Genomic DNA, 19,358 nt, shown 5'->3' on the forward strand with positions numbered 1-19,358 from the left:
CAACCGGAATATGAAAGCAAGGCGGAAAATCCCCGGTTTGTTATGCTGTTAGCGTCACTATTCAGGAGTTGCTATGTACACACTGCACTGGCGCAAGCCATATGACTGGGCGTGGATGTTCGATTTTTTACGCGCGCGCGCCGTGGCGGGCGTTGAGGAGATTAGCGCAACGCGTTATGTGCGCACTTTCCACTACTGCGGCCATCGCGGGTTAATCACTGCCGAGCCTGACGAAGCCACCGCGACGCTGAAGGTTACGCTCAGCGATGGACTTGCGCTGGTGGCTGAACACTGTCTGGCGCGCCTGCGCTGTTTGTTTGATCTGGATTGTGATGCTGAAACGGTGAACACCGTGCTGGGTTCACTTGGCGCGGCGCGTCCCGGCTTGCGTTTGCCGGGCAGCATGGACCCGTTTGAACAGGCGGTGCGGGCGATTTTGGGGCAACTGGTGAGTGTGGCGATGGCGGCGAAGCTGACCGCAAAAGTGGCGCAGCGCTTCGGTGAACCGCTGGCAGAAGCGCCGGGCATGATCTGCTTTCCCGCGCCGCAGCAACTGGCACAAGCGCAACCGGAAGAACTCAAAGCGCTGGGCATGCCGTTAAAACGCGCGGAGTCGCTCCTTTTTCTTGCGCAGACGGTCTGCGATGGTACATTCCCGCTCACTCCACCCGCAGATGTGGAACAAGGGGTGAAAGCGCTGCAAACCTGGCCGGGTATCGGTCGCTGGACTGCGAACTACTTCGCGCTGCGTGGCTGGCAGGCGAAAGATGTGTTCCTGCCGGATGATTATTTGATTAAGCAGCGTTTTGCCGGGATGACGCCCGCGCAAATCCGCCGCTACGCGGCGCGCTGGCAGCCGTGGCGGTCGTATGCGTTGTTGCATGTCTGGTATACCGATGGCTGGCAGCCGGAAGGGGAATAAGGCTGTTAATTGCGCACAAGAGGAAAATAAGGCGTTATTGTCGCAGCAAGTTTGGAACCGGCCAGCGCGGAAAAACCGGAGCGTACACGTAGTACGTGAGGATTTTGAGCACTGCCCGGTTTCAAAATGGCAAGTAAAATAGCCTTATTACCTCTTGTCAGTTAATGGCGAAATAACTGGTATTAAGCATCAAATCCAGCGGCTGCGCCTGCGAAATAATATCCCCGTAGATCAAATCGATACCGATCCCCGATAGGGTATCCATCATTAGCGGCTGGTGAGTTGGTCCGGCAATACTCTTCACGCCCAGGCGCTGCGCGTGACCCTGAATAATGGTCACCATCATCTCGTCCATCAGGTTGCCGTGAACGTTGGTGACTAACTCAGGCTCCAGCAACAGGTAGTCGGCCATATGCGGTGTGAGGTGGTTAAACACTTCCAGATCGTGCCCGATATGGCTGAAAATAATGCGGCAACCCGCATGGCGCAGGCGTTTGAGATTCTCATTAATGGTGTTGCCTTCGCGCATCAGCGCATCGGCATGAATAATCAGATGCAGCAAACGCCCCGGCAGTGGCCCGCTTTCCAGCATTTGCAGCAGTTCTGTCACCAGAGACTGACTTGCCAGCCCAACGACGGACAGGGGCAGGGCGACGCCAAGGCCTTTACCCGCGACGGCTGTCGCATGGTTGCGGAAAAATTCGTGAAACACCCGTCTGTCGAGTGCACGGATAAGTTCCGGTTCCGACAACCCTGAGCGGAACGCGTGCTCCTCCATCACTTCCCCTTCGCTGGTCCACAGGCGCAGCGACAGCAGCCAGAAATTGCAGGCCTCCGGTACACGCGGAGAGGCCACGCCGCGCGCAATCATCAGCAAATGGTTGTCTTTGATCATATGCCACTGCTCATCCAGCGACATCAAGCTGCGCTCATGCTGCATCAGCCCTTGCTGCGCTTCGTAGACGGTAACGATGCCGCGGCCATTGTTCTTGGAGGCGTAACAGGCGATATCCGCCTGCGACATAACGTCTGAGGCCTGGTAATTGGTCTCATCAATAATTGTAATCCCGGCGCTGGCACCAATGCGGTGCAAACGACCTTCCCACATAAAGTGATAATCATTGATGGCTTCCACCATCCGCCCGGAGATATAGCGCGCGCTCTCGACATTACAGTCCGGCAGCAGCAGGCCAAACTCATCGCCGCCGAGACGGGCGAGGATATCGGTGGATCGCAGCATGCTGAGCATCAGCGAGGAAATTTCGCGCAACAAGGCATCACCGGCGGCATGCCCGGCGGTGTCATTCACTGCTTTAAAGCGGTCGAGATCGATAAACACCAGCGCGTGTCGCTGATGGAATTCCTGCACGGTCACCAGCAGGCGCTTGAGATGATTTTCAAAACTGACGCGGTTCGCCAGATGGGTGAGGGCGTCGTGAGAGGCGCTGTAACTGAGCTGGCGCAGCATTTTGCGCGACTCGGTGACATCCTGGATAACCAGCACCGAGCCGATATTCTGCCCGTCCAGTGTGCTTAACGGCGTAACGCTGTAGTGGATATCGAAGCTGCCGCCGGTGCGACAGTGCAGCACCACATCCTGCTCAATCGCGGTACGCGACATATCGCCGCTATGAATGTTTTCCATCGCCGGGCCGTTATCGCCGAAGGTGATACGCAGCACCGTCAATAAGGGCTGACCAATGGCGTGTTCCTGCGGCCAGCCGCTCATTTTTTCCGCCACCGGATTCATAAAGGTGACTTTCATATCAACATCGGTACACAGCACCGCTTCGCCGATGGAATCCAGCGTAATGTGCAGCCGCTCTTTTTCCTGGAACAGCGCATCGTTAAGCTGTTTTACCTCGGTCATGTCCATATTGACGCCGAGCAGTCGCTCAACTTCGCCGTTCTTATTGAGCACGCGGTTGGCAAGGGTGCGGATATGGCGAATTCCCTCTTTAACTGGCACTCTGAACTCCAGCTTGAAGGCGACGCGGGCGGCCAGCGCATCGCGGATAACGCGCTCGGTTTCCGGGCGATCTTCCGGCAGAATGCGTTCGTACCACAGATGCCAGGTCGGTTTCATATGCGCGGGGACTTCGTACATCTCAAACATACGTTTATCCCAACTGATGATGTCTGGCTCCAGCTCCCACTCCCAGATACCGATACCGCCCGCTTCGTTCGCAAGGGTAATGCGTTCCATCAGGCGCTTGTTCACCCACTCGGTCTGCTTCAGGTCGTTAATATCTTCTATCTGGGCAATGAAATAGAGCGGGGTGCCGTCGGCGTGGCGCACGACGGAAACGGCCAGCAACCCCCAGACCAGATCGCCATTACGCGTGTAATAGCGCTTTTCCAGCGAGTAGGTGGGAATGTCGCCGCGCACCAATTGGTCAAGCAGTTCGAGGTCTTTGTGTAAATCTTCCGGCCAGGTGAGCTGCTGAAAGTTCATTAAACGCAGTTCATCCTGGCTGTAACCCAGAAACTGGCACAGCGCTTTGTTAGCCTGCAGCCACTGCCCATCGGTGCCGACTAACGCCATGCCAATGGCGGAATATTCCATGGCGTTACGAAAACGTTCTTCGCTTTCGGTAATGTGCTTACGCTCGGCGCGAAAGGCGTACATCACCATAGTCATCACGTTAACCGGCAGCAGGATCATCAAAAACGGCAGCCAGGGCGCGTTGGTCATCACGCCGCTTTTCGGCGCGATAATCAGGTTCGGCTCCTGCGCGATAATCAACGACACCATCATGACGGTTATCAGAAACACCAGAAACGCTTCCATGCGCGGCAGACGAACCGCACTCCACATCAACAACACAATGACAGCGGTAAATGGCCACGGTAAATAGTGCAGCGACAGCCAGCTGAGCGTCAGCGTAATGGCAAGCGTCGCCAGTGTTTCCAGCAGTAATTGCGGTTTGCGATGGCGCAGCAAGTAGTGCGGTTTGAATAACAGCCCAAGCGGTACCAGCGCCAGCGCGCCGATGGATTCCGATAACACCCAGATAATAAAGGTACGCAGAACATTTTCTGGCGGTACCAGCAAACAGATCAGCGCCCCGCCGACCAGCGGCGGGACCACCGCGCTGCCGATGGCAAGGCGGATCCAGTCGCCCAGATTTTGCAGTGGGTTATACCAGGGCAGCAATTTACGCAGCAGCACGGCGCCGACGGCCGCTTCAACAATATTGACGGCGGTATAACGCAGATCGACAAAAGAAACGGAAAAAAGCAGGACGGTAGCGGCAACATTCCCCAGCGCGCAGGCGAACGCGATGCCGGGCCACATCTTGCCTGCATGGCGGTAAAACGCCACGGTCATGATTGCGGTGGGAAACCAGAGCGGGGCAATGACGGTGCCAAAGCGGATCAGTTCCAGCGAGAACAGGGTGAAGATAAAAGAGAGTAGCCCTAAACTGAGCAGCCGCAGTCCAGGATAGGGTGTGGTAACCAAAACGCGCTGGTGTTGTTTCTTCATTACCGCTTAATCCGCAAGCCCTGTGCCGTCCGGAACAGAGTCCGACGAATGAAATTTGAAATTTGGATTATGCTAGTACAAACAATTTACAATTCCTATGGCGGGCGCTCATAATTTGACATCATAGTGTTATTAATTACTTAGTGGATGAATAAAACGCGCACCGCGCTCCATTTTTGAGCGGTTTGCTTTGCGAATAATGCGTTTTGCCGGTAAAAATTGGCGACTTTTTATCACACCTGAATCCCGTGTCTATTCGACTGGTATCGCGACGGTGAAATCCCTATAATTGCGGCGTTTGACGCTCTGGCGTCGCCCTTCCTTTACATCCAGGTTATCAGGTCGCTAAATTTATGACTGATCAGTCTCATCAGTGCGTCATTATCGGTATCGCCGGCGCATCCGCTTCAGGTAAAAGCCTTATTGCCAGTACTCTTTACCGCGAATTGCGCGAACAGGTAGGTGATGAACATATTGGCGTTATTCCGGAAGACAGTTACTACAAAGATCAAAGTCATCTGTCGATGGAAGAACGTGTAAAAACCAACTATGACCATCCGAGTGCGATGGATCACAGCCTGTTATTCCAGCATTTAGAATCGCTTAAACGCGGCGAAGCCATTGAGTTACCGGTTTACAGCTACGTTGAACATACCCGTACGCAAGAAACCATTCGCATTGAAGCCAAAAAAGTCATCATTCTGGAAGGGATCCTGCTGCTGACCGATTCACGCCTGCGCGATGCGATGAACTTCTCTATTTTCGTCGATACGCCGCTGGATATCTGCCTGATGCGCCGTATCAAACGTGATGTTAACGAGCGTGGCCGTTCAATGGATTCGGTAATGGCGCAGTACCAAAAAACCGTGCGTCCGATGTTCCTGCAGTTTATTGAACCCTCCAAACAGTACGCCGATATTATCGTGCCGCGCGGCGGTAAAAACCGCATAGCCATTGATATTCTGAAAGCCAAAATCAGCCAATTCTTTGAGTAATAATGTTAGGCTGTCACCGTTCGTATTAATTTGCCCGGCCCCTGAGGCGCGCTCAGGGGTATGTCGCATCAAAAGGAGAATGTGCCATGCGTCTTTGTGACCGAGATATTGAAGCCTGGTTGAACGACGGTCGGCTCGCGATTAATCCGCGCCCGCCGGTTGAGCGTATTAACGGTGCGACGGTTGATGTCCGCCTGGGCAACAAATTCCGCACATTCAGTGGGCACACGGCGGCGTTTATCGATCTCAGCGGCCCAAAACACGAAGTTAGCGCGGCGCTTGACCGGGTGATGAGCGATGAAATTGTGCTGGCAGAAGGCGACGCTTTTTACCTGCACCCGGGTGAACTGGCGCTGGCGGTGACGTATGAATCCGTCACACTGCCTGCGGATTTGGTTGGCTGGCTGGACGGTCGCTCTTCGCTGGCGCGTCTGGGTTTGATGGTGCATGTTACCGCGCACCGTATCGATCCGGGCTGGTCAGGCTGCATCGTGCTGGAGTTCTATAATTCAGGCAAACTGCCGCTGGCACTGCGTCCAGGTATGCTGATTGGCGCGTTGAGCTTCGAGCCGCTCTCCGGTCCGGCAGAACGCCCTTATAACCGTCGTGAAGATGCGAAATATCGCGATCAGCAAGGTGCTGTCGCCAGCCGTATTGATAAAGACTGAGTGAAGTAGAGCTACTGAGGACGCCATGAGAAGAGTGTTAACCACGCTGATGATCCTGTTGGTCGTGCTGGTAGCCGGCCTTTCGGCGCTGGTGCTACTGGTCAATCCCAACGATTTTCGCGCTTATATGGTGCGTCAGGTTGAAGCCCGTAGCGGTTATCAATTACAGCTTGATGGCCCGCTGCGCTGGCATGTCTGGCCGCAGCTTAGCATTCTCTCAGGGCGGATGACCTTAACCGCTCCCGGTGCGCAGACGCCGGTGGTCGCCGCCGACAATATGCGCCTTGACGTTAATCTGTGGCCGTTGCTTTCGCATCAGTTGCAGGTCAAACAGGTGATGCTCAAAGGCGCGGTTATCCAGTTAACGCCGCAAAGCGCCGCCGCGCCGCAAAAAGGCGCGCCCGTGGCACCGCGAGAAAACAACCTGCCGCAGGTGGAAGAGGATCGCGGCTGGTCCTGGGATATCGCCAGCCTGCAAGTGGCTGATAGCGTGCTGGTGTTTCAGCACGATGATGATGAACAACTGACGGTGCGCGATATCCGCCTGCAAATGGAGCAGGATTCGTTGCACCAGGCAAAGCTTGATTTCGCCGGGCGGATTAACCGCAATCAACGTGATTTAACGCTCTCTTTCAGCGCGCAAGTAGATGCCCGCGATTATCCGCATAACCTTACCGCTGCCATTGATAATGTGAAATGGCAATTGCAGGGCGGCGATGTCCCGACGCAGGGCATCGAAGGAGAAGGGCGCTTACAGGCGCAGTGGCAACGAGCCCAGCAGCGCCTGACACTCAACGATCTGAGCCTGCGCGCGAACGACACCGCGCTCACCGGTAACGGCAGCGTGACGTTTGGCAACCTGCCGGTGTGGGCGCTCGATTTACAGTTTGATTCCCTCAATCTTGATAATTTGTTACCGCCGGAGCAGACCGCCGATAACAGCGGCTCGCCGCAGCAGCAAGGGCAGGCGCAAAACCGCCTGCCGCGCCCGGTTATCTCCACCAGCCTGGACACGCCGGAGTACAACGGGTTACGCAGTTTTACCGCACAGATTGGCATTAGCGCGAAAAGCGTGCGCTGGCGCGGTATGCAGTTTGCGGATGTGGTCGGACAATTCAACAATAATGCCGGTTGGCTGTCGATCCCCACGCTGCAAGGAAAAATGGGCAACGGGCAGATCTCGTTACCGGGTGAGCTGGATGTGCGCGGTGATGTATCCCGCGCGACCTTCCAGCCAAAACTGGATAACGTCGAAATCGGCACCATTCTGAAAGCCTTTAATTACCCGATTGCCCTGACCGGCAGCCTGAGCATGGCGGGCGATTTTTCCGGACCGAATATCGACGCAGAAGATTTCCGCCGCCACTGGCAGGGCGAGGCACATGTCGATTTGAAAAACAGCCGTATGGAAGGGCTCAACTTCCAGCAACTGGTACAGCAGGCCGTGGCGCGTAGCAGCGATGTGCAGGCGCAGGAAAACTACGATAACGCCACGCGGCTTGATAGCTTCACCAGCGATGTGTCACTGGATAACGGGCAGATGAAATTCAGTGATATACAGGGGAGTTCAGCGCTGCTGTCGCTTACCGGTGAAGGCGAGATGGATCTGGTGAAAGAGCAGGCGGATACCCGCTTTGAAGTGCGTGTGATGGAAGGCTGGAAAGGGCAGAGCGAGCTTATCGATTTCCTGAAAAATACCCCCGTTCCACTGCGCGTATACGGTAAATGGCAGACGCTCAACTACAGCCTGCAAGTGGATCAACTGCTGCGTAAACATCTGCAGGATGAAGCGAAACGCCGGTTAAACGACTGGGCGGATCGCAATAAAGATCGCCAGAGCAGCAAAGATGTGAAAAAACTGCTCGAGAAGATGTAAGCGAGCCAGTTTGCCGGGTGGACACGGCGCCACCCGGCAACGCAATTTACAAAATGCCTTCCAGCGCCAGATGTTGTAACAACATAATGGTTTTGCCGTCGGCAATCTCACCGCTGCGAATAGCCGCCAGTGCGGCGCTAAAATCCATCTCCACCACTTCGATATCCTCACCTTCATCGGCTAAACCACCACCATTGCCGGTGCGTCGACTGTCATCATACTCGGCGATAAAGAAGTGCAATTTTTCGCTGACCGAGCCGGGACTCATCCACGCTTCAAACACCTTTTGCACCTGCTCAAGCCGGTAACCGGTCTCCTCTTCTGCTTCCTGTTTTATGCGCTCTTCTGCGGCAAGCTCATCCAGTAAGCCGGCTGCCGCTTCCAGTAAAAAGCCGCTGTGCTGGTTAACGAACAGCGGCAAGCGAAACTGCCGGGTGAGGATCACGCTGCGTTTGCTCGCGTTATACAGCAGGATCACCGCGCCGTTGCCGCGGTCGTAAACTTCGCGGCTCTGGCGCTGCCATTCACCGTCTCTGCGGCGAAAGTCAAAGGTGTACTTCGTCAGTTTGCCCCAGTCTTCGGATAAGGGTTTGGTCGCAATAATGCGTACTTGTGCATTTTCAGATGGCATATTCGCTCCTCAGGACGTAAGATCTCATCTTAACGTGCACTTTCGTGCATTAACAAGATATTTCGTGCATACAGGAGCACCCCTATGCTGACTTCACAACGCAAACAATTGATCCTTGCCCGGCTTGCTGAAGAGGGGCAGGTGCTGTCAAAAAATCTCAGTGAGCAGTTCGGCATATCAGAAGATACGGTGCGCCGCGATTTACGCGAGCTGGCGGCGGAAGGGCGCTTGCAGCGGGTGCACGGCGGTGCGTTACCGGCATCGGCGGCGGTGGTCACCTTTTCCGAGCGACAAACATTGCAATCGGATGCCAAGCGGCGGATCGCGCAGAAAGGGGCAGAGCTGGTATCCCCCGGGCAGGTGGTGATGATCGATGGCGGCACCACTACCAGTGAGTTAATCCGTTTTTTCCCGGAAGACTTGCGCATTACGGTTGTCACCCACAGCCCGAGTATCGCTGTCGGGCTGGCACAACATCCGTTGATTAACGTGGTGATGATTGGCGGCCAGCTTTATAAACACTCTATCGTCAATGTCGGCGCGGCGGCGCTGGAGGGAATTGCTCGCGTGCGCGCCGATCTCTTTTTTATGGGGGTGACCGGCGTGCATGTTGAAGCGGGTTTAAGCACCGGTGATTTCGAAGAGTCGCGTATCAAGCATGCCATGGCGCAAAGGGCGGCGGAGACGGTGGTGCTGGCCTCACCGGAAAAATTAAACACCGCTTCACCGTGGGTGATCGGCGATATCGGACTTATCAATACGCTGGTGGTCGATGCGCAAACCGATGGGCGCACGCTGGAGCCGTTTGCCCGGCGTGGTATTGCGATTGTCAAAGCGTAGGAAAGCAGGCGGGAATGGCCGGGGCGAACCCCGGCATGTTTTACACTTCATAATCGAGATTATTGTCGCTGCCAAGCGGAATAAGCTGCACTTTTTGCACCCGGTGGCTTTCGACATCCAGCGTTTTTAGCAGGTAATCACCCACCTGAACCTCTTCTCCCGGCTGGGGAATGCGTTGCAAATATTCCATCAGCAACCCGGCAATAGTGTGATACTCGCGTTTATCGTCGAGCGGCAGCGGTACATATTGCACCAGATCCTCCAGCGGCATATGACCATTTGCCGTCCAGCTACCATCACTGTTTTTCTGAATATCGTGGCGAGCGTCAATCTCTTCGACTTCGTTGGGCAAATTGCCGGCGATGGTTTCCATCACATCGCTTAGAGTGACCACCCCTTCAACGGAGCCAAACTCATCCACCACAAACGCAAAGTGGGTACGGGCATTACGGAACTGTTCCAGCGCCTGCAATAACGGCAATCCTTCCGGGAACACCAGCGGTTGTCGCACCAGCACACGCAGATCGAGCGGTTCGCCGTGCAACGATTGCTGGAGCAGATCGAGGATATGCACCACGCCCAGCAGGGTATCATCCTCTTCGCCACCGGTAACCACCACGCGCGTATGCTGGTTTTTATCCAGCAGGGCGCGGACTTCAGCCTCCGGCGCGCTCAGATCGATATGTTCAATATCGTGACGCGACGTCATGATGCTGCTCACCGTACGCTGATTAAGATTCAGCACGCGCTCAATCATCCGCCGCTCCTGCGGGTTGAAAATCTGGCCATCATCGCCGTCGCGCAACATCGAGGCGGCATCGGCATCCAGCTCTGCATCTTCTTTACGCCCGCTCAGCAAGCGCATGACCGTTTCGGTGGTGCGCTGGCGCAGCGTTCGGTTGGCGAACAGAAAACGGCGGCGGTTGAAGATTGCCAACTGGTTCAGCGCTTCAATCATGACCGAGAAGCCAATGGCGGCGTACAGGTAACCTTTCGGAATATGGAAACCAAAGCCGTCGGCCACCAGGCTGAAACCAATCATCAGCAGGAAGCTGAGACACAGAATAACAATCGTCGGATGGTTATTGACGAAGCGGGTGAGGGTTTTACTCGCCAGCAGCATCAGTGAAATGGCGATAACCACCGCCGCCATCATCACGGTCAGGTGATCAACCATCCCCACAGCGGTGATCACGGAATCCAGTGAGAAAACCGCGTCCAGCACGACAATCTGCGTCACCACGGCCCAGAATTTCGCCCCGCGCCGCTGCGTGGGGTTGTCGCTGTCTTTCCCTTCGAGGCGCTCGTTGAGTTCAACCGTTGCTTTAAACAACAGGAATAGCCCGCCCACTAACATGATTAAATCGCGGGCGCTGAAACTGAGGCCGCGTACGGTAAATAAAGGTTGGGTCAGCGTGACCAGCCAGGAAATTGAGGCCAGCAGCAGCAGACGCATCAGCATGGCGAGTATCAGACCGGTGACGCGCGCGCGGTCACGCTGCGCCGGCGGCAATTTCTCGGCGAGAATTGCAATAAAAACCAGGTTATCAATACCGAGAACCAGTTCAATCACTACCAATGTGACCAGACCAGCCCAGATTGACGGATCGGCAATCCATTCCATCGTTAACGTAACACCTTATGTGATATGACAATTGTCACAATGCGATCATGGATAAAGCTGAGATAAATTGCAATGTCAGCCTGCGATTTATCTTATTTTAGGTGGTTATTTAAAACGCTTTAAATGTTATTTCCTTATTGTTTCTGGGATTAACTATTACTATTTAAATATGGAAAATAAGAAAAGTCGCATGGGTAATACCATGTCAGTTTTTTGTCAATATGCGGTAAATCCTAAAAAGCTAAAATTTTGGTCTTAATATTATTCTTAAAAAGATGTTTATCTCTGAATGTCGCCTTGCCTGCTATTCGCTTAGCTGCAACAATTCCTCCAGCATCGTTCAAATATACCAGCGTCTTTATTTTCAGCATTGTTAATCAGTGCGAAAGCCGGTACCTGCCGTATTTTATCTGGTTGGCAAATAGCGCCACCAGAAAGAGGATGTAATGGATGACTATCAATGACTTAGCGTCAATCAGTGAATTGGTAACTGAAAGCCAGGGGCGGTAGCGTGCCTGCGGGTATGTCAATCAGCCTGGATTATTCTGTAATCGCATGTGGTTGAATAAACGCTTTTTAGGACTGATGCCAGTTATATTTCTCAAGAATTAACTGCATTCTGAATCTGTGTACAGCTTGAGCGCTTATTTAAATCGCACAGGATAATTACTCTGCCAAAGTGATAATTAATCAATGATGAAATCTAAAACGAAATTGATGCCATTATTGGTGTCCATTAGCTTGATGAGTGGCTGCACCGTCTTCCCCGGGAGCAATATGTCTACGATGGGAAAGGATGTGATTAAACAGCAGGATGCTGATTTTGATATAGACCGTATGGTGAATGTCTATCCATTAACCCCACGTCTGATTGAACAATTGCGCCCGCGCAACAATGTTGCTCAACCAAATATGTCACTGGATCAGGAGATTTCCGCCTACCAGTACCGCGTTGGCCCAGGGGATGTGCTGAACGTAACCGTGTGGGATCACCCGGAACTCACCACGCCAGCCGGTCAGTATCGTAGTTCGAGCGATGCCGGTAACTGGGTACAACCCGATGGCACCATGTTCTATCCGTATGTCGGCAAGATCCACGTTGCCGGTAAAACGCTGAATGAGATCCGTAGTGATATTACCAGCCGTTTAGCGACCTATATTGCTGATCCGCAGGTGGACGTTAATATCGCCGCGTTCCGCTCGCAAAAAGCCTATATCTCCGGCCAGGTGGCAAAATCTGGTCAGCAGGCGATCACCAACGTACCGCTTACCGTTCTTGACGCGATCAATGCCGCAGGTGGTCTGACCGACAGCGCAGACTGGCGCAACGTCGTGCTGACACACCAGGGCCAGGAGCAGCGCATTTCACTGCAGGCGCTGATGCAAAACGGCGATCTCAGCCAGAACCGTTTGCTCTACCCCGGCGACATTCTGTTTGTTCCGCGTAATGACGATCTGAAAGTGTTCGTGATGGGCGAAGTGAAAAAACAAAGCACGCTCAAAATGGACTTCAGCGGCATGACGCTGACCGAAGCGCTCGGCCAGGCCGAAGGTATCGATCTGACCACCTCCAACGCCAGCGGCATTTTTGTTATTCGTCCGCTCAAAGGCAGCGAAAGTGGCCGTGGCAACAAGATCGCCAACATCTACCAGCTCGATATGTCGGATGCCACATCGCTGGTTATGGCAACGAACTTCCGTCTCCAGCCGTATGACGTGGTGTATGTCACGACCGCACCGGTTGCGCGTTGGAACCGTCTTATCAACCAGTTGCTGCCGACAATCAGTGGCGTTCGCTACATGACCAATACGGCCAACGACATCCAAAATCTGCAATGACTATGTTCAACAAAATTCTGGTGGTATGCGTGGGGAACATTTGCCGTTCCCCAACGGCAGAACGGCTGCTGAAAAAATACCAGCCCGCTTTAACGGTGGCGTCAGCCGGGCTGGGCGCGCTGGTTGGACGTAGCGCGGACGCCAACGCCGTGAGTGTGGCGGCGGATCATCAACTCTCTCTGGAAGGGCATTGCGCGCGACAAATTACCGGAAAAATGTGCCGCGAATACGACCTGATTCTGGTGATGGAAAAACGTCATATCGCCCGCCTGTGCGAGATTGCCCCGGAAATGCGTGGAAAGGTCATGTTATTTGGCCACTGGGATAACGAGCGGGAGATCCCCGACCCGTATCGCAAAAGTCGTGAAGCTTTTGAAGCTATTTACACCTTACTTGACCAGTCTGCCCGCCATTGGGCGCAGGCATTGCAAGCTCAGCAGGGATAATAATGACAGAGAAAACACACCATTCGCATTCTGCTGCCCCGGCGGTGGGCAACGACGAAATCGATATTGGCCGTTTGCTCGGCACAATCATTGAAGCTCGCTGGTGGGTGCTGGGCATCACCTCGGTCTTCGCACTGATTGCTGTTGTCTACTGCCTGTTCGCCACCCCCATTTACAGCGCTGACGCGCTGGTGCAAATCGAGCAGAACACCGGAAGTTCGCTGGTACAGGATCTGAACAGTGCGCTGTCGAACAAGCCACCGGCGTCGGACGCAGAAATCCAGCTTATCCAGTCACGCCTGGTACTGGGTAAAACCGTTGACGATCTTGATCTTGATATCTCCGTGGTCAAAAACACCTTCCCGCTGTTTGGCGCAGGGTGGGATCGCCTGATGGGACGGCAGAACGAGACGGTGAAAGTCACCACGTTCACGCTGCCAAAAGGCATGAACGATCAGACCTTCACATTAAAAGTACTCAGCCCGAAACAGTATCTGTTAAGCAGCGACGGCGGTTTTGAAGCGCGCGGCGAAGTGGGGCAACAGCTCAGCAAGCAAGGCGTCACCATGATGGTGAGCGCCATTCAGGCCTCGAATGACAGCGAGTTCACCGTGACCAAGTTTTCTACGCTTGGCATGATTAACAACCTGCAAAACAACCTGACGGTAACCGAGAACGGTAAAGACACCGGCGTGCTGAGCCTCACCTATACCGGCGAAGACCGTGATCAGATCCGCGCCATTCTGGACAGCATCACGCGCAACTACCTTGAGCAGAACATTGAGCGCAAATCCGAAGAAGCGGCCAAAAGCCTGGTCTTCCTCGATAAGCAACTGCCGGAAGTGCGCAAAAACCTCGATGAGGCCGAGGAAAAACTGAACACCTACCGTCAGCGCAAAGACTCCGTCGACTTGCCGCTGGAAGCGAAATCGGTGCTCGATTCGATGGTCAACATCGACGCGCAGTTGAACGAACTGACTTTCCGCGAAGCCGAAATCTCCAAGCTCTATACCAAAGCGCACCCGGCGTACCGCACCCTGCTGGAAAAACGTAAAGCGCTGGAAGATGAGAAAGCGAAGCTGAACGATCGCATCACCGCGATGCCGGAAACGCAGCAGGAGATTGTGCGTCTGACGCGCGATGTCGAATCAGGCCAGCAGGTTTATATGCAGTTGCTGAACAAACAGCAGGAGCTGCGTATCACCCAGGCGAGCACCGTTGGCGATGTGCGTATCGTCGACCCGGCTATTGCACAACCGGGGGTACTGAAGCCGAAGAAAGCGCTGATCATTCTTGGCAGCATTATTCTTGGTCTGATTGTTTCGGTGGTCGGTGTGCTGCTGCGCTCGCTGTTTAACCGCGGTATCGAAAGCCCGCAAGTGCTCGAAGAGCAGGGCATCAGCGTCTACGCCAGCATTCCGCTGTCGGAATGGCAAAAAGCGCGCGATAGTGTCAAAACCATCAAAGGGGTTAAACGCTATAAGCAGAGCCAACTGCTGGCGGTGGGGAACCCGACGGATCTGGCCATCGAAGCGGTGCGCAGCCTGCGTACCAGCCTGCACTTCGCCATGATGCAGGCTAATAACAACGTGTTGATGATGACCGGGGTCAGCCCGTCAATCGGTAAAACCTTTGTCTGCGCCAACCTGGCCGCAGTGATTAGCCAGACCAATAAACGCGTGCTGCTGATCGACTGTGACATGCGTAAAGGCTACACCCACGAACTGCTGGGCACCGATAACGTGAATGGCCTGTCCGAAGTGCTGGCCGGGAAGGGCGCTATCGAAAGTTGCGCGAAGCCGACCTCTATCAGCAACTTTGACCTTGTACCGCGCGGTCAGGTGCCGCCAAACCCATCCGAGCTGCTGATGAGCGAACGCTTCAGCCAGTTGGTGAAATGGGCCAGCAGCCACTACGACCTGGTGTTGATCGATACCCCGCCAATTCTTGCGGTAACGGATGCGGCAGTAGTGGGTCGCCATGCGGGCACCACGCTGATGGTGGCGCGCTACGCGGTGAATACGCTCAAAGAGATCCAGACCAGCCTGAGCCGCTTCGAGCAAAACGGTATTCAGGTGAAAGGGGTGATCCTGAACTCGATTTTCCGCCGCGCGACCGGCTACCAGGATTACGGCTACTACGAGTACGAATACAAGTCCGATTCAAAATAACCAGACCTTACCTCTGTCCCTCAACGCGCTGCGCCTTTTCCCTGACGGGAAAAGGCGGCAGTAAGGGCGAAAGCGGCATGTTGAACGCATTAGGGAACGCATCATGAGTACAACAGCAAACCCATTAATTTCAATTTATATGCCAACCTGGAACCGGCAGCAGCTGGCGATCCGCGCGATTAAATCGGTGCTGCGCCAGGATTACCCACACTGGGAAATGATCATTGTTGATGACTGCTCCGCAAGTTTCGAGCAGTTGCAACAGTTTGTTGATGAGCTGGGCGACCCGCGTGTCAGTTACACGCGCAACGCCTTTAACTCTGGTGCTTGCGCGGTGCGCAACCAGGCGATTTTGCAGGCGAAAGGCCAGTACATTACCGGCATTGACGATGACGATGAATGGACGCCAAACCGTCTGTCCGTTTTTCTGGCGCACAAACATCTGCTTAATACCCGCGCCTTTTTGTACGCCAACGATTATGTCTGCCAGGGCGAAGTCTATTCGCAACCGGCGAGCTTGCCGCTGTACCCGAAATCGCCGTTCTCGCGCAAGCTGTTTTACAAGCGCAACATCGTTGGCAACCAGGTTTTCACCTGGGGCTGGCGTTTTAAAGAGAGCTTGTTTGATACCCAACTGAAGGCGGCACAGGATTACGACATTTTCCTGCGAATGGTCGAGGAGTACGGCGAGCCGTGGAAAATCGAGGAAGCCACGCAGATCCTGCACATTAACCACGGTGAAATGCAGATCACTTCTTCACCGAAGAAGTTTTCCGGCTACTTCCACTTTTATCGTAAGCACAAAGACAAATTCGATCGCGCCAGCAAGAAATATCAGCTGTTTACCCTCTACCAGATTCGCAATAAGCGGATGAACTGGCGCACCTTGTTGACGCTGTTTTCTCTGCGTAACGGTAAGCGTCTGGCTGATGGGTTGCGGGGGAAATAATGCGTCTGGAAGATTTTCGCGCTAATCACTGGAATTTGCGCCCGTGCTGCATGGTTGCGGCGTACCGCATTGCCCATTTTTGCTCCGTGTGGCGCAAAAAGCATGTCATCAACAATCTCTGGGCCGCGCCCGTCATTTTGTTGTACCGCTTTGTCACGGAATGCCTGTTTGGCTATGAAATTCAGGCCGCCGCGACGATTGGTCGCCGCTTTACCATCCATCATGGCTATGCGGTGGTGATCAATAAAAACACCGTCGCCGGGGATGATTTCACCATTCGTCATGGTGTCACTATCGGCAACCGTGGGACCGATAGCATGGCCTGCCCGGTGATTGGCAACAACGTTGAACTGGGTGCCAACGTAGTGATGATTGGCGATATCACCATTGGTAACAACGTCACCATTGGCGCGGGTAGCGTGGTGCTCGACAGCGTGCCGGACAACGCGCTGGTGGTCGGCGAGAAAGCGCGCGTGAAGGTGATTAAATGAATATTTTGCAATTTAACGTGCGCCTTGCAGAAGGCGGTGCCGCAGGGGTTGCGCTCGATTTACATCAGCGCGCGCTGCAACAGGGCATTTCATCACGTTTTATTTACGGCTATGGCAAAGGCGGCAAAAAAAGCGTCAGCCACGACAACTATCCGCAGGTCTATAAACAGACGCCACGTCTGACTTCCATAGCTAATCTGGCGCTGTTTCGCCTGTTTAACCGCGATGTGTTCGGCAACCTGAATAATCTCTATCGCACCGTGACCCGCACGGAAGGGCCGGTTGTGCTGCACTTTCATGTCATGCACAGCTACTGGTTGAATCTGGATGAACTGGTGACATTTTGCCAAAAGGTGAAAGCGCACAAGCCGGATGTCACCTTTGTCTGGACGCTGCATGACCACTGGAGCGTGACCGGGCGCTGCGCCTTTACCGATGGCTGTGAAGGCTGGAAAGAGAATTGCCGTAAATGCCCAACGTTGTCGAACTACCCGCCGGTGAAAGTTGATCGTGCGCATAAGCTGGTCGACAGCAAACGTCAGTTATTCAACGACATGCTGGCGCTCGGCTGCCAGTTTATCTCCCCCAGCCAGCATGTAGCGGACGCCTTTAATAGCCTGTATGGCGCCGGGCGCTGCAGCATTATCAATAACGGTATTGATGTGGCGACAGAAGCGATTCTGGCGGAGCTGGCTCCGGTGAAAGTGACGCAAGGTAAACCGAAGATTGCGGTGGTGGCGCACGATCTACGCTATGACGGGAAAACCAACCAACAACTGGTGCGCGACATCATGGCGATGGATGACCGTGTGGAGCTGCATACCTTCGGTAAGTTTTCCCCGTTTGAAGGCAGCAATGTCATCAACCACGGTTTTCTGACCGATAAGCGCAAATTGATGAGTGAACTCAACGAGATGGATGCGCTGGTTTTTAGCTCTCGCGTGGATAACTATCCGCTGATTCTGTGTGAAGCGTTATCTATCGGTGTTCCGGTGATTGCCACCCACAGCGATGCGGCACGCGAAGTGTTGCAGAAATCGGGCGGGAAAACGTTCAGCGAGCAGGAAGTGTTGCCGCTGGTGCAGTGCCATAAAGCCGACATTGCCCAGGCGGTATTTGGCGAAAGCCTCGACGCGTTCCGCGCGCGCAGCCGCCAGGCATACAGTGGCCAACAGATGCTGGAGGAGTATGTCTCATTCTATCAAGGTCTGTAGCTACCTCCTGCTGCCGCTCATTTACCTGCTGGTTAACGTCAAACTCCTCCAGTTAGGAGAGAGTTTTCCCATCACTATCGTGACGTTTTTGCCGGTGCTGCTGTTGCTCTATGTTGAGCGCATCAGCGTGAAAAAACTGATGATAGCGCTGGGTGCCGGGGCAGGGCTGACGCTGTTTAACTTCATATTCGGTAAGTCGCTGGACGCCAGTAAATATGTCACCTCAACGATGTTGTTCGTTTATATCGTGATCATCATCGGCATGGTGTGGAGTATCCGCTTCAAAACTATTTCGCCGCATAATTACCGTAAGATCTTGAGATTTTTCTATGCGGTAGTGGCATTCGTGGTGCTGCTGGCGGCGATGGAAATGGCGCAGATTATCCTCACTGGCGGCAGCAGTTTAATGGAGACGATTTCGAAATATCTCATCTATAGCAACAGTTACGTGCTGAATTTTATCAAGTTCGGCGGTAAACGTACTACGGCGCTATATTTCGAACCGGCATTCTTCGCTCTGGCGTTAATCTCAATTTGGCTCAGCATCAAACAGTTTGGTATCAAAACGCCGAAGACCGATGCTATGATTTTGGCAGGGATAGTTCTTTCGGGATCGTTCTCAGGGGTAATGACATTTATCCTGTTTTATCTGCTGGAATGGGCTTTCCAGTATCTGAACAAAGAGGCGATCCGTAAAAAGTTACCATTGGCAATTATTTCACTGGCAGTCTTTATTGTTGGCGTTGTATTTGCTTTTCCATATATCGCAGAACGAATCGGCGATTTAGGTACGGAAGGCTCTTCCTCGTATTATCGTATTATCGGTCCGCTGGTGATGGTGGGATATTCACTGACCAATATTGATGGTGTAGTAAGATTTGGCTCACTTTACGAATATGTCGCATCATTCGGAATCTTTAACGGTGCGGACGTCGGGAAAACAATAGACAATGGGTTGTATCTGCTGATCATTTATTTTTCATGGTTTGCGGTATTACTGACCGGATGGTATTTGTTTAAAGTTGGGAAAATGACGATAAATGCCTTTGGCAACAATCAGAATTTTCGTGTTCAACTTTATCTGTTCACTCCGATATCGTTGTTTTTTACGGGGTCTATCTTTAGCCCGGAATATGCGTTTTTAATTGTTTGTCCGTTTATTCTGCGCAAAGCGCTGAATATCGCGGCTACATGAAGAGGTGGGT

The 19,358-nt window shown here is 53.6% G+C and carries 15 protein-coding genes; 12 read left to right on the forward strand and 3 right to left on the reverse strand.

Translation table 11 applies throughout. From position 1 onward, the window contains the following. Positions 1–73: 73 nt before the first annotated feature. Positions 74–922, forward strand: a complete 849-nt coding sequence (gene alkA, locus M8Q36_RS14610; RefSeq protein ID WP_249881347.1) for a DNA-3-methyladenine glycosylase 2 — start codon at positions 74–76, stop codon at positions 920–922. Between the two features lie 157 nt (positions 923–1,079). Here the strand turns inward: alkA and M8Q36_RS14615 are convergent, their stop codons facing one another. Further along, positions 1,080–4,409, reverse strand: a complete 3,330-nt coding sequence (locus M8Q36_RS14615; RefSeq protein ID WP_249881348.1) for a diguanylate cyclase — start codon at positions 4,407–4,409, stop codon at positions 1,080–1,082. Between the two features lie 353 nt (positions 4,410–4,762). Between M8Q36_RS14615 and udk the strand changes: the two genes are divergently transcribed. The 3 genes from udk to asmA all read left to right on the forward strand — a co-directional run bounded on the left by udk (position 4,763) and on the right by asmA (position 7,948). Then, a complete protein-coding gene (gene udk / locus M8Q36_RS14620) occupies positions 4,763–5,404 on the forward strand; it encodes a uridine kinase (protein ID WP_017458502.1) in 642 nt (213 codons plus the stop codon). A gap of 86 nt (positions 5,405–5,490) precedes the next feature. Further along, positions 5,491–6,072 (forward strand): dCTP deaminase, encoded by a 582-nt coding sequence (gene dcd, locus M8Q36_RS14625; RefSeq protein ID WP_017458501.1) that lies wholly within the window; start codon positions 5,491–5,493, stop codon positions 6,070–6,072. A gap of 25 nt (positions 6,073–6,097) precedes the next feature. Further along, positions 6,098–7,948: an outer membrane assembly protein AsmA gene (asmA, locus tag M8Q36_RS14630; RefSeq protein WP_249881349.1), complete on the forward strand. Its 1,851-nt coding sequence runs from the start codon at positions 6,098–6,100 to the stop codon at positions 7,946–7,948. 46 nt (positions 7,949–7,994) lie between these two features. Here asmA and M8Q36_RS14635 read toward each other — a convergent pair whose 3' ends face one another. Further along, on the reverse strand, positions 7,995–8,579 hold the full coding sequence (locus M8Q36_RS14635) for an NUDIX hydrolase (RefSeq protein WP_249881350.1): 585 nt from the start codon (positions 8,577–8,579) through the stop codon (positions 7,995–7,997). 84 nt (positions 8,580–8,663) lie between these two features. On the opposite strand from M8Q36_RS14635, the gene M8Q36_RS14640 reads away from it, so the two are divergent. Next, entirely contained in the window at positions 8,664–9,419 is a 756-nt protein-coding gene (locus M8Q36_RS14640; protein WP_045510709.1) for a DeoR/GlpR family DNA-binding transcription regulator, read from the forward strand. A 40-nt stretch (positions 9,420–9,459) separates the two neighbouring features. Here the strand turns inward: M8Q36_RS14640 and M8Q36_RS14645 are convergent, their stop codons facing one another. After that, a complete protein-coding gene (locus M8Q36_RS14645; RefSeq protein WP_249881351.1) occupies positions 9,460–11,043 on the reverse strand; it encodes a TerC family protein in 1,584 nt (527 codons plus the stop codon). A gap of 693 nt (positions 11,044–11,736) precedes the next feature. On the opposite strand from M8Q36_RS14645, the gene M8Q36_RS14650 reads away from it, so the two are divergent. The 7 genes from M8Q36_RS14650 (at position 11,737) to wcaD (ending at position 19,348) form a co-directional block, all read left to right on the forward strand. Continuing rightward, positions 11,737–12,882, forward strand: a complete 1,146-nt coding sequence (locus M8Q36_RS14650) for a polysaccharide export protein (RefSeq protein ID WP_249881352.1) — start codon at positions 11,737–11,739, stop codon at positions 12,880–12,882. 2 nt (positions 12,883–12,884) lie between these two features. After that, on the forward strand, positions 12,885–13,328 hold the full coding sequence (gene wzb, locus M8Q36_RS14655; RefSeq protein WP_020454314.1) for a low molecular weight protein-tyrosine-phosphatase Wzb: 444 nt from the start codon (positions 12,885–12,887) through the stop codon (positions 13,326–13,328). Positions 13,329–13,330: 2 nt separating this feature from the next. After that, the gene (wzc, locus tag M8Q36_RS14660) at positions 13,331–15,499 is read left to right on the forward strand and encodes a tyrosine-protein kinase Wzc (protein ID WP_020454313.1); all 2,169 of its coding nucleotides are present in this window, start codon (positions 13,331–13,333) and stop codon (positions 15,497–15,499) included. Between the two features lie 103 nt (positions 15,500–15,602). Next, a complete protein-coding gene (gene wcaA / locus M8Q36_RS14665) occupies positions 15,603–16,448 on the forward strand; it encodes a colanic acid biosynthesis glycosyltransferase WcaA (protein ID WP_044489411.1) in 846 nt (281 codons plus the stop codon). Further along, positions 16,448–16,939 (forward strand): colanic acid biosynthesis acetyltransferase WcaB, encoded by a 492-nt coding sequence (wcaB, locus tag M8Q36_RS14670; protein WP_249881353.1) that lies wholly within the window; start codon positions 16,448–16,450, stop codon positions 16,937–16,939. Before wcaA ends, wcaB begins: the two co-directional genes overlap by 1 nt. Then, a complete protein-coding gene (gene wcaC, locus M8Q36_RS14675; RefSeq protein WP_249881354.1) occupies positions 16,936–18,153 on the forward strand; it encodes a colanic acid biosynthesis glycosyltransferase WcaC in 1,218 nt (405 codons plus the stop codon). Before wcaB ends, wcaC begins: the two co-directional genes overlap by 4 nt. Continuing rightward, on the forward strand, positions 18,128–19,348 hold the full coding sequence (gene wcaD, locus M8Q36_RS14680; RefSeq protein WP_020454309.1) for a colanic acid polymerase WcaD: 1,221 nt from the start codon (positions 18,128–18,130) through the stop codon (positions 19,346–19,348). Before wcaC ends, wcaD begins: the two co-directional genes overlap by 26 nt. The last annotated feature ends 10 nt before the right edge of the window (positions 19,349–19,358 follow it).

Origin of the sequence: Kosakonia sp. R1.Fl, assembly GCF_023516815.1 — a bacterium.
Taxonomy (GTDB): domain Bacteria; phylum Pseudomonadota; class Gammaproteobacteria; order Enterobacterales; family Enterobacteriaceae; genus Kosakonia.